This is a genomic window from Chryseobacterium sp. Tr-659, assembly GCF_011752975.1.
Lineage (GTDB): Bacteria > Bacteroidota > Bacteroidia > Flavobacteriales > Weeksellaceae > Chryseobacterium.
Window position 1 is genome coordinate 163,025 of the sequence record NZ_VWWP01000003.1, and the last position, 12,663, is coordinate 175,687.

8 protein-coding genes are annotated in these 12,663 nt (G+C 38.5%); all 8 read right to left on the reverse strand.

Going from position 1 to position 12,663, the window contains the following annotated elements:
• Positions 1-34 precede the first annotated feature (34 nt).
• A complete protein-coding gene (locus F3J23_RS08420) occupies positions 35-2,017 on the reverse strand; it encodes a heavy metal translocating P-type ATPase (RefSeq protein ID WP_167026944.1) in 1,983 nt (660 codons plus the stop codon).
• A 44-nt stretch (positions 2,018-2,061) separates the two neighbouring features.
• Positions 2,062-2,481, reverse strand: coding sequence for a Fur family transcriptional regulator (locus F3J23_RS08425; RefSeq protein WP_167026947.1), 420 nt, complete (start codon positions 2,479-2,481; stop codon positions 2,062-2,064).
• 17 nt (positions 2,482-2,498) lie between these two features.
• Positions 2,499-3,395, reverse strand: coding sequence for a cation diffusion facilitator family transporter (locus tag F3J23_RS08430; RefSeq protein ID WP_167026950.1), 897 nt, complete (start codon positions 3,393-3,395; stop codon positions 2,499-2,501).
• An 18-nt stretch (positions 3,396-3,413) separates the two neighbouring features.
• Positions 3,414-4,295, reverse strand: a complete 882-nt coding sequence (locus F3J23_RS08435) for a bestrophin family protein (RefSeq protein ID WP_167026953.1) — start codon at positions 4,293-4,295, stop codon at positions 3,414-3,416.
• A gap of 177 nt (positions 4,296-4,472) precedes the next feature.
• Positions 4,473-5,702, reverse strand: coding sequence for an efflux RND transporter periplasmic adaptor subunit (locus F3J23_RS08440; RefSeq protein ID WP_167026956.1), 1,230 nt, complete (start codon positions 5,700-5,702; stop codon positions 4,473-4,475).
• Position 5,703: 1 nt separating this feature from the next.
• Entirely contained in the window at positions 5,704-10,065 is a 4,362-nt protein-coding gene (locus F3J23_RS08445) for a CusA/CzcA family heavy metal efflux RND transporter (RefSeq protein WP_167026959.1), read from the reverse strand.
• A 145-nt stretch (positions 10,066-10,210) separates the two neighbouring features.
• On the reverse strand, positions 10,211-10,534 hold the full coding sequence (locus tag F3J23_RS08450; RefSeq protein WP_167026962.1) for a DUF6660 family protein: 324 nt from the start codon (positions 10,532-10,534) through the stop codon (positions 10,211-10,213).
• A 631-nt stretch (positions 10,535-11,165) separates the two neighbouring features.
• Positions 11,166-12,659, reverse strand: coding sequence for a RagB/SusD family nutrient uptake outer membrane protein (locus F3J23_RS08455; protein ID WP_167026965.1), 1,494 nt, complete (start codon positions 12,657-12,659; stop codon positions 11,166-11,168).
• Between the last annotated feature and the right edge of the window lie 4 nt (positions 12,660-12,663).

Below are 12,663 nucleotides of genomic sequence, written 5' to 3' on the forward strand. Positions count from 1 at the left end.
TTTCACCTTCTTTGCTTTCTTCGCCATTTACCTCTCAAAATTTCATCCTCTGAATTCTCACAGCATTCAAAATAGCCAGCAATGCAACTCCCACATCTGCAAACACAGCCTCCCACATGGTGGCTAATCCTCCCGCACCTAGAACTAATACTACGGCTTTTACTGCAAAGGCCAGGATAATATTCTGCCAAACGATCTTTTTCGTTTGTTTTCCGATATTGATTGCCATTGGAATTTTACTCGGTTTATCATCCTGAATAACGACATCAGCTGTCTCAATGGTAGCATCGCTTCCCAGTCCTCCCATTGCAATTCCTACATCACTCAGAGCTACTACAGGCGCATCATTCACACCGTCTCCTACGAAAGCTACCGTTTGGTTCTTAGCTTTAATCTCTTTTACTTTATTTACTTTGTCTTCAGGTAAAAGATCTCCGAACGCATTATCGATACCGAGCTGATCTGCCACATATTTTACCACCGTATTCTTATCGCCGCTTAGCATGGTAGCTTTTACATTCATTTTATGAAGGTTGTCAACGGTTTCCTTTGCATCTTCCTTGATGCTGTCTGCAATGGTAATATATCCGGCAAACTTTTTATCATAGGCTACCGCAATCAGAGTATATACAATATTGGCATGATTGAGATCATAGCGGATATTGAATTTATCCATTAATTTGAAATTCCCTACCAAAAGATCTTTACCATTCACCGTAGCTTTTAATCCATGCCCTGCAATTTCCTCTACTTCCTCCAATGGAATAGAGTGATTGATCTCTCCTACATAATTGTGAATTGCTGTAGCTACCGGGTGGGTACTTTTACTTTCCAATGCATTCACCATTTGAAGGATTTCATTTTTATTGAACTCCGGGCTGATGCTTACTTCCTGAACTTTGAAAACTCCTTCGGTCATCGTGCCTGTTTTATCCATCACTACATTCTGAATCTCCGCAATACTGTCAAGAAAATTACTTCCTTTGAATAGTATCCCGTTACGGCTTGCTGCACCAATTCCTCCGAAGTATCCCAGCGGAATAGAGATAACCAATGCACAGGGACAAGAGATCACAAGGAAGATCAGTGCCCGATACAGCCAGTCTCTGAAAACATAATCACTTACAAAGAAATAAGGCAGTAAACAGATGGTTATTGCCAGAAATACGACAATCGGTGTATATACTTTCGCAAATTTTCTGATGAACAGCTCAGTTGGAGCTTTCTGGGCGGTAGCATTCTGTACCAGTTCCAGGATTTTACTCAGTTTACTGTCTTCATAAGCCGTTGTTACTTTTACCAGGGCAATACTGTTCATATTGATCATTCCTGCCAATACTGTTTCACCTTTATTTTTGGTATCCGGTTTACTTTCTCCTGTTAAAGCCGCTGTATTGAACGATGCTGTATCTGAAAGCAGTTCACCGTCCAGTGCCAGCTTTTCACCTGGTTTCAACTGGATAATATCTTCTATTTTAGTTTCTTTGGCTTTAATGGTTTTAGGTTGATTATTAACCATAATAGTCACTTCATCCGGACGTTGATCCAACAAAGCTTTAATGTTTCCTTTTGCTCTGCTTACTGCCATAGACTGAAATACTTCTCCTACGGCATAAAACAGCATTACCGCTACTCCTTCGGGATATTCTCCGATAGCAAAGGCTCCGATAGTTGCGATACTCATCAGAAAGAATTCTGAAAACACGTCTCCTTTGATGATACTTTTATAAGCATCCCTCAACACCGGAAATCCAACAGGAATATAGGCTGCCAGAAACCATACTAGACGTACCCATCCGGTAAACCATGTCGGTTTTATATAATTGTCAAAACCAATTCCTATCAGAAGAATCACAAAAGAAATGATGGCAGGGAGAAACATCTGAAAGATCGTCTGATCTCCTGTATCATGAGAGTGTCCATGACCGTCATGATCATGTCCGTCTCCTTCTGTGTGATTGTGGTTATGTCCTTTTAGTTCTTTTTTTTCAGGGGTTGTACTACAGCATTTTTCCATAACTGATATTTTTATACAAATGTAAGGGTGAGACTGATGCAATGCTATTGCAAACTTTCAAGGCAGTTTTCGCAGATTCCTTTGGCAAAGAGTCTTATTTCATCTATTCTGAAATTGGTCTGTATGTTTTCCGGAAAGGAAATATCTTCTTTGCAGGTAGTTTGCTTGCATATCTTACAGTAGAAATGCAAATGCCAGTCTTTGTGTGTTTTCTCATCACATTCGTCATCACATAATTTGTATTTCGTGGTAGTATTTTCCTGAATGCTGTGAACAATTCCTTTTTCTTCAAACGTTTTTAATGTTCTGTAGATGGTTATCCTGTCTGCATTTTCAAAATGATTTTCTATTTCGGAGAGAGACATCGCTGCTTCCTGAGAACTTAAAAAATCGTATACCAGAATTCTCATACTGGTAGGTTTGGTATTTTTATCGATGAGTTTGTGTTCTATATCTTTTTTCATTGTTCTTCTTTTCAATTTTACAGATGTACTTCATTTTCTTCGTATCCTTCCTCTTCTATCTGGAAAGTGGTATGACTGATCTTAAAGTTATTAACAGTTGTATCCGTTAATGTTTTTAATAATTGATTTTGAGAAATATGTTCATTTTTTACTACATGTGCACTCATAGCATTCACACTTGATGTAAGCGACCAGACATGAAGATCATGAATATTTTTTACTCCCGGAGTCTGTTCCAATGATTTGCGGAGTTCTTTAATATCAACGTCTTTTGGAGTTCCTTCGAGTAAAACATTGATCGCTTCTTTCAACAATCTCCATGTTCTCGGGAAAATTAATAATCCGATTGCTGCAGAGATTAAAGGATCGGCGTAGTACCAGCCTGTTGTGAGCATAATAACTCCGGCAATCATTACCCCTACGGAAGTAAGCATATCTGAAAGCACTTCAAAATAGGCTCCTTTCATGTTCAGGCTGCCTTCAGAATCTTTTCTTAAAATCATCATTCCGACAATATTCACTATCAATCCTATTCCTGCTACAATCAGCATAGATTGACTCTGTACTTCCGGTGGATTCTGAAATCGTTGATAGGCTTCGAACAAAACATAGATCGAAATCCCCAGCAAAACAACGGCATTAACAACCGCTGCGAGTATCTCTGTACGGTAATACCCGTATGTTCTGGAAGGATCTGCCCTTTTTTCTCCTATTTTGATCGCTATAAATGCCAGCAACAGCCCTACAACATCTGTAAGCATATGAGCAGCATCCGCCAATAATGCGAGACTATTGGTAACAATTCCTCCTATTACCTCAGCAATGAGATAAGTACCGCTAAGCCCAAGAACGATCAGAAGGTTTTTCTTATGTCTGCTTGCGGCAGAAGGGGTTTGTGTTGGTGTATTTTCCATATTTTGTTTATGGTTTAATTACATTTCATAATAGGATGTATTTTCTTTTTTTGGCGGAACATTTTGTTCACCAATCATCTGTCTGATGTTGATTTCTATGGTCTGCGCCAAAGATGTCATAGGGGTATCTACCGGACCGTTTTCAAAAGGATCCTGCATAATGATTGAGGTCTTTTCTATGGCAATAAACGTTACCGGAACCAGGAAAGTGATCATAATTTCAACTGCCAGCTGTGAATCATCAAGTCCAAAAGGCAGAATTGCTGCGAATACATAAATGAGAATATGAACCAAAACACTATAAGAACGGGGGAAAACCGTATTCTTCAGTCTTTCACATTTTCCCATACTGTCGCAGAGCCTAGTGATCATATCATTAAGCTGCATTTGCTGAAAATCTGTTAAACCTTTGGAAGCTGCAATTTCTTTCAGCTGTCTGGAATGTTCATCCAGAATAGCATTGGGAATATTGGCTGCCCTGATCCCGTTTTTATCCAGATACTGCTGAACTTTATCTGAGAATGGAAGCTTTCGCAGAGATTCTCCCAGAGCATAGGTCCAGATAATCTGTCTTTCGGCAAATTCTTTTATTGTCTTATCCTCTCCTTTGGGCATAAATTGAATAAGCAGTCTTACAAGTGACCGGGAATCATTCACAACAGCTCCCCAAACGGTTCTGGCTTCCCACCATCTTTCGTAGGATTGAGAAGTTCTGAAGGCGAGCAGCAATGAAACCGCCGTCCCTAAAAGTGCAGGTATATTCAAAGGAAGTGATATTTTACGGAACCATGGCAACATATCCAGAAGACCTATCGCTACGGCAAATATTCCAATGAAGAGTATCTGAGATTTTATTTCACGGATGAAATACCAGACTGATATTTTTTTGTTTAATAGCATATGGAATCATGTATTAAATATTATAAAAACATTTTTTAAACCAGAAACATCTCATATTCTTAGGTTGTTTCATTGTAAGATAATCTTTACTTTCTTTTGCCGGTTTTTATAATAAGTCCGTAAACAGCTCTAATTTAAGCATAAAAATCGACATTTCACAGGTTAAAATGGCTTGCATTAATGTTCGTGCTCGCCTGAATTAACCAGTTTGGCATTGACAAAAAAGGCTCCTTTTACAACAATTTTTGCATTGTCCGGAATATTCCCCACCGATGTAATGGCTGTATATCCCATATCAGATGTTCCTTTTACTACTTCTATTTTTTCAAAGTTTAAGGTTTTCGGATGAGGTTTCCCCTTTTCCTCATGTTCTTCCTCTGCTTTTTTATCGGTCTGTATAAAGACATAATACTTTCCGTCTGCTTCTACAATGGCCTCGGTAGGAACAGCCGGCGTAGTACTTTTATCCAGGCTTACAATTCCGGTGATATTCATCCCGTCAATTAATCCTGATTTATTTCCGATTACTTCGCAATGCATGGAAATAGTCTTGCTTTCGTTTTCAAAAGAGGACCCGATACTATAAATTTTTGCATCGTATTCCGTTTCAGGATTATTCGTCAGCTTAAAGTGAACAATCTGCCCCACTCTCATTTTAGGAAGATCTTTTTCAAAAACCTGAAGATCGAGATGAATGGAGCCGTTATCTATGACGGTAGCAACGGGTGAAGAAATATCCACATAGCTTCCAATCTGTGCCGTGATACTGCTGATTGTACCGCTAATAGGTGCTGTAATGACTAAACCAGACCTCATATTTCCATTGTTGACTTTTCCCGGGCTTATTCCCATCATCTGAAGCTGTTTTAAAAGTGATGCTCTTTTTGTTCTTAATGTTTTCAGTTCTGCATCGGCACTTTGAAGGTTTTTCTTTGCTCCGGCATCGTTATCAAAAAGCTCTCTTTGTCTTCTGTATTCCTGCTCTGCATAGGTAATTCTGCTGTTTGTCGTCAGATAATCTTCCTGAAGCTGGATGTATTCCGGGTTCACGATAGTTGCAATCACCTGTCCTTTTTTCACAATGCTTCCCACCTGAATATTGATTGTTTTAATAATTCCTCCGTATAGAGAAGTGATTGTAGCCTTATTGCTGTTGGGAACGCTCAGAAGCCCATTGGCTTTTATAGTGGATGTAAGTTCTTTCATTTCAACGGTTCCTAAGGCAACACCTACAGACTTCATCTGCTCTTCCGTTAATGAAGCGATAGTCTGCACTTCTTCTGCATGCCCTTTTTCAGCCTGTTCAGTTTTAACTTCTGTTTTTTCTGTTGCTTTCTCTTGTTTTCCGCAGCTTACAATAAAAAGAGCAGTGACTGTCAGATATATGATATTATGTTTTATTTTCATGTTATTTATTGATGATTGAATTAATAGTAACTACAGATTGATTTACCTGCTGGATCGATTCCAGGTATTTTAATTGAATATTCGTTGCGGTCTGTAAGGCAAAAAGATATTCCACATAGGAAATCTCTCCTGTTTTATATCCTAGCTGAGCGGCTTTTACAATTTTTTCAGCATTAGGGAGCGCTTGAGTGGTATAATACTCATATTGCTGTACATCCTGCTGATATTGCCCAAAAGCATTTTCCAGCTGAGCCGTAAGTTGTTTCTGCTGCATTTTTGCCTTGGTTTCTGCAACCTGTCTGTCATATTCCAGGGCCTGAATTCTTGCTTTTGTAGCTCCAAATGTCAAAGGAATTGACACACCCACCGTTGCAGACTGGAATCGCTTTCCTGAGTTATAATAATTTTCCTGTCCGTTGATGGTATGAAGGCCAATTAAGGATTGATTGGTATAACCTAAACTGAAATCCGGTAATCCAAGAGATTTTTCAACCTTTTTATTTTTCTCAGCAATTTCCATTTCCTGATAAAAAGCCTTTACTGAAGGGTTATTCGCAACAGCTGAACTATCCAGAACATTTTCAGCCTTTAATGGTTCATAATCTTGTTTAAAAGGTACTTCCAATTCTTCTGAGGTATTTAAAAGTGTTTTTAAGTTTTTGTAGGCATTGTTCAGATATACTTCATTCTGTCTCAGCAGCAGATCAATTTCACCTTTCTGCGTTTCTGCAGTATTAATCTCAATCTTCTTGATATCACCTGCTTTAAATCTCACGGTCGCAATTCTGATAAATTCCTCATAATACTTATCCAGGCTCGTCAGCTGGGCTTTGTTATACTGAAGGTATTCAATGTGATAATAATAAGTACGAACCTGTTTGATCAGCTCATTGGTTGTAATTTCTTTATCAATCTGTTTGCTCTTTATATTTTCATTGATCAGCTCTTTTCTTGCTTTAAATAGGGTTGGAAAAGGAATGCTTTGTGAAATAGCAAACGACTGGTCAAACTTCGGGCTATTGTATTGTCCCAGCTGGGCTTCAACACTGAGTTTTGGAAGTTCTTTGGATGTAGGTCTTAATGCTTCCGCGGATTTAATGCTAAGTTCTTTTGATTGTAATGTTAAATTATTGTTGACAGCCATCTCAACTGCCTTTTCAACAGATATTGGAGTGATCTGTGCTTTAAAAGTCTGCCCCAGCATCATAAATCCTATAACAAGAACAATCGTAAATGTTCCTGGATTGTTATTTTTTCTTTTCAAAATCTTTGTGTTAAAAATAATATACAGCATCGGCAATACGAATAGCGTAAGGAATGTAGCGGTTACCAATCCCCCGATAACTACCGTTGCCAATGGTTTCTGAACTTCAGCTCCTGCTCCCGTGGAAATAGCCATGGGTAAAAATCCTAAGGAGGCTACTGTAGCCGTCATTAAAACGGGTCTCAATCTCGTTTTTGTTCCTTCAAATACTCTTTTCAGTATATCTTTTTCGCCCTCTTTTTCCAATTGATTAAAAGTTCCGATCAGAACGATCCCGTTAAGTACTGCGACTCCGAAGAGTGCAATAAATCCGATTCCCGCACTGATACTGAACGGCATATCTCTTACGAGAAGAGCAAAAACGCCACCAATCGCACTCATTGGAATTGCTGTGAAAATTAATGCGGCCTGCTTGAATGATCGGAATGTGAAGTACAACAACATAAAAATAAGAAGCAGAGATACCGGAACTGCAATCATCAGGCGTTTGCTTGCTTCCTGCAGGTTTTCAAACTGCCCTCCATACGTGAAATAATATCCTGACGGAAGCTTCACTTTATCCAATTTTGCCTGAATGTCTTTTACTACACTCTCTACATCACGACCTTTTACGTTGAACCCTATTACGATTCTGCGTTTTCCCTGTTCACGGCTGATCTGTGCCGGTCCCAGTTTGTAGCTTATATTAGCCACCTGTGACAGCGGGATCTGCGCCCCGGTGCTGGAAGTGATCATCAGATTATTCACATCTGAAATATCCGTTCTGTGAAGACTGTCCAGACGAACCACCAAATCAAAACGTCTTTCGTTTTCAAAAACCTGTCCAGCCGCTTTTCCTGCAAAGGCTGTACTTACCGCGTTGTTGACATCTTCAATATTTAATCCGTAATTGGCTATCCTTGTTCTGTCATATTGTACATTGATTTGTGGAAGACCGCTTACTCTTTCAATCTGTGGTGCCGTAGCCCCATCCACAGTTTGAATCACTTTTCCTACTTTATCTGCATACACTGCCAGAGAATCAAGATTTTCTCCAAATATTTTTACAGCAACATCTTGTCTAATCCCGGTCATTAGTTCATTGAAACGCATCTGAATAGGCTGGTTTTTCTCAAAGAATACCCCGGGAATGGTTTCTAATTTCTCACTGATCTCATCAGCAAGCTGATCATAGGATTTTTTGGTTTTCCATTCACTTTGAGGCTTCAGGACAACAATCATATCAGTAGCTTCCGGAGGCATAGGATCCGTAGGAACTTCAGCTGATCCGGTTTTTCCCACCACCATTTTAACCTCATCAAATTGTTTGATAATTCTTGAGGCCTGCATTGAGGTTTCTATACTTTGGCTGAGCGAGCTTCCTTGCGGCAGAATACAGTGGAAAGCAAAATCTCCTTCCTGCAGCTGCGGAATAAACTCACCTCCCATATTTTTAAAGATAAATGCAGAAATAAGAAAAACTACTGCTGTTGCTGAAACAATAACATATTTTACTTTAATGGCTTTCTGTAATAATGGCTGATACACCTTTTGAAGGCGGTTCATCATTTTATCAGAGAAAGTTTCTTTGTGGGATATTTTCTTAGATAAAAACAAGGCGCTCATCATCGGAATGTAAGTCAGGGATAAGATCAAAGCTCCAAGAATTGCAAATCCTACTGTTTTTGCCATCGGTGTAAACATTTTTCCTTCTACCCCAGCCAGTGTAAGAATCGGAATATATACGATAAGGATAATAATTTCTCCGAAGGCTGCACTGCTTCTGATCTTTGAGGCAGACAGGAATACCTCTTCGTCCATTTCAGATTGTGTCAGTGCCCGCAGTGATTTCCTTACTCCCAAATGGTGTAATGTTGCTTCTACAATAATAACTGCACCGTCTACAATCAAGCCAAAGTCTATGGCTCCAAGACTCATCAGGTTGGCGCTTACTCCAAAAACATTCATCATTCCAAGCGCAAACAGTAAGGAAAGCGGAATAGCAGACGCTACAATAAGTCCTGCTCTCAGATTTCCAAGGAAAATAACAAGAACGAAAATAACGATTAATGCTCCTTCGATGAGGTTTTTCTCGACGGTATTGATGGCTCTGTCTACAAGATCTGTTCTGTCCAGAAACGGTTCTATAACCACATCATCCGGAAGAGATTTCTGAATGGTAGGAATTTTCGCTTTGATATTGCTAACCACTTCATTACTGTTGGCACCTTTTAACATCATCACTACCCCGCCTACGGCATCTACTTTTCCGTCATAAGTAAGAGCTCCGTAACGTACTGCGCTTCCTAAACGGACATCAGCAACATCTTTTATAAAAATCGGAACGCTTCCGGTTTCGTTTTTAACCGCAATATTCTTAATATCTTCGAGAGAAGTTACCAGCCCTATTCCGCGGATAAAGTATGCGTTGGGCTTTTTATCGATATAAGCACCTCCTGTATTTTGATTATTTTTTTCAAGGGCTGTAAATATTTCAGTAATACTTGTTCCCATTGCTTTCAGCCGGTTGGGATCAATGGCAACTTCATATTGTTTCAGCTCTCCTCCGAAACTATTGATTTCTGCTACTCCCGGAGTTCCGTTAAGCTGTCTTCGCACGATCCAATCCTGCATGGTACGAAGTTCCTTTGCATTATATTTTTTTTCACTTCCTTTTTTAGGGTGAAGAATGTACTGGTAGACCTCTCCAAGCCCCGTACTTACGGGAGCTAATTCAGGGGTTCCAACTCCTTTAGGAATTTCTTCCACTGCATTTTTCAGCTGTTCACTAATGAGCTGTCTGGCGAAATACACATTCACATCTTCTTTGAAAACGACAGTGATCACGGAAAGTCCGAATCTTGAAATACTTCTGGTTTCCTGAATATCAGGAACATTGGCAATACTTTGCTCTATAGGAAATGTTACCAGCTGTTCCACCTCCTGACCTGCCAATGTAGGACATACGGTAATAATCTGTACCTGGTTATTGGTAATATCCGGCACAGCATCTATCGGCAATCTGGTAGCACTCCAGGTTCCCCAGATAACCAGCACCAATGTCATAATACCAATAACTGCTTTGTTCTTGATACTGAATTTTATGATTTTATCTAACACGATCTATATTTAATTTTTATTGAAAATAAATGCCGACAGCTTATATTACTGCAGCAAAAATATCCTGAAAACCTCTGCAATGGTATTGCAAAGTTTCAAGTACAGTTTATCATCAGAAAGAAAACTTCCTGATCGTTAATAAAAATTAAATTTTGGGAGGCTGCCAGATAGGATCATCAATCTGGTAAGCGAAATCGTTTTTGTGAAATAAGATTTTCTTTGAAAAATAGGCAGGAATTTGTTCAGGAATTTCGAGTAAAGGGTCCATTTTGAATGTTGAAACTGTAATCTGACAACAGCTGCATGCACAAAGCGGAGAACAGATATCCCCTTTTTCTTTTGAATGGTTTTCCTGAATATTTATAGAAACCGTATTATTCCCCGAGTTCTGTGGATGAGATACATCTGCACATGGCATCAATGATAACGCCATGAAATAAATTGCCAGTATCCATCTTAACAGGTTCATTGTGGCAAAGGTAAAACTTTTTTATAAAATGGAAGGAATTTGAATGGAACGGGCTTTCAAATGATTGTTTTTACATCCTGCTTGTTTACAAAAGTCTGGTTTTTTGAAATCAATTTTTCTTCAAATCATCATTTATAATTTAAAAAAAACAGGCTTTTAAAATTTCTTTTTCATCTTATTTCACAATTCAATAAATTAGGTTAAAATAACTGATAACCAGCAATTTAAACCTAATAAATGTTTGTTTTTTATATATTTACAGCAAACAAAAAAGCTATATACAACTAGAAACCCAATTTACAATTATCAGATACAAGTCTGATATTTCGCTTCCCTTTTAAATAATTATAATTAACACATATGAAACGAATATTATTATTTATTTTCAGTATTACCATTTCAAGTACTTATGCTCAAAGTTGGAATACAACAGGAAATTCTGGAACCAATTCATCCAATCATTTTATGATATAAAAATAGAGATTGTAAATAAGGAATAAACATTCATTCCTCTTCGCAAGCATGTAATTCTTCTGGTCACGTTTATTTAATGGGATTTAATAAATGATACTACATAAAAAGCCACTGCAAAAAGCAATGGCTGAAAATAAAATCTAATTATGGACTGTGATTATAAATTCGGGTTGTTTTCAGATTCTCTCTGCGGTATACTGAATAAATAATAATTACTGTTTGGCTTGAAAGCTGTCTTATCCGGGAAATCAAGAACAGAATGTCCTTTACCGTCTACTGTTTTCACAGTTCCGTCTGGTGTCGTAATCTGAACTTTTATGGGCTTGCCATCAGCATCTACAAATGGCTTCCTTACCACTGTTCCTTGAGTTCTGATAATATCGGAAAGTGAAAAACCTTCCCCAAAAAGCTCCTTTCTTCTTTCAATCAAAACAGCACTTACCACTTCACTTTGTGCAAGTGAACCACTGTAAACATTAGCTTTTCTTGCAGATTTCAATTGATTTAAAACAGCAACTGCCTGCTGAACATTTCCACTTCTTGCTTCGGCTTCAGCTTCAATGAGGTACATTTCCGCAGCTCTCATATAAACAATATCTGCAATAAGAGTGGGTTTAAATTTAAATTTAGCATATCTCAGCAGGCCTTCCCTTCCTTTCTGCCCGTCCCATGAAAACAACTGGGATCTGATATCGTTCGCATCAAACAGATCTTTAAAATAAGGATCTGCCATAAAACTATAATAATAACTTCCGGAAGAAGATACATCCAGATAATGGAATGCATAACTTGCATCAGACTGTTCCTGTGTCTGCCCGTGCCCCCAGATCCATTCCACATTACTGATATCATTGAATCCGTCTTTATATTTTTCCGGAGCCATCAGAGGAGAACCTTCTCTTGCTATTTTTGCTGCTGATGAAGCTTTGCCCCATTCTCCCGTATTCAGATAAGTTCTGGCCAAAAGCCCATTCACTACAGCTCGGTTAATCTTATCTTTATTATTTCTGGTATAATCTTTTAATAAATTATCTGCCTCTGTAAGATCATTTTTAATTAACGTATAAATCTCTTCCAGACTTGCTCTTTTCTTTCCTACCGTACTTGTAGAAGAAGGTTCTGTATAAATAGGAGCCGTTAAAGCTGTTTTATCTTTAAGATAGCTGAATTGATAAAAACTTGCCAGATTCAGATAACAGAAAGCACGTAATGCCTTGGCCTGCCCTTTTACCTGATTCTTTTTCTCCTGACTTCCTTCTGTACCATCAATCCTTGTGATAACATTATTCATATTATTGATTGCAGAATACAGCATGGTCCAGATAAACAAAGGGCGGCTTGCCGTACTGTTCACCATTTCCGTAAAGGCATACGTAGAAGAGAAACCATATTTATTAGTTAACACCGCTACATCACTTCCCATTGCATCACTGGTTCTCAATACTGTTGAATAACCAATATTTGCATAGGTTGTCCCATCATTATTGAATTTTGCCCAGGTTCCGTTAATAACCGTTTCAGCACTTTCAGCAGTCTTAAAAACTTCCACACTGTTCGCCTGATCAGTAGGTGCCGTATCCAGATCACTCTCACAACTTGTCATAGACCATAATCCGATGAATGCAAACGATATATATATTATTTTTTTCATTGTT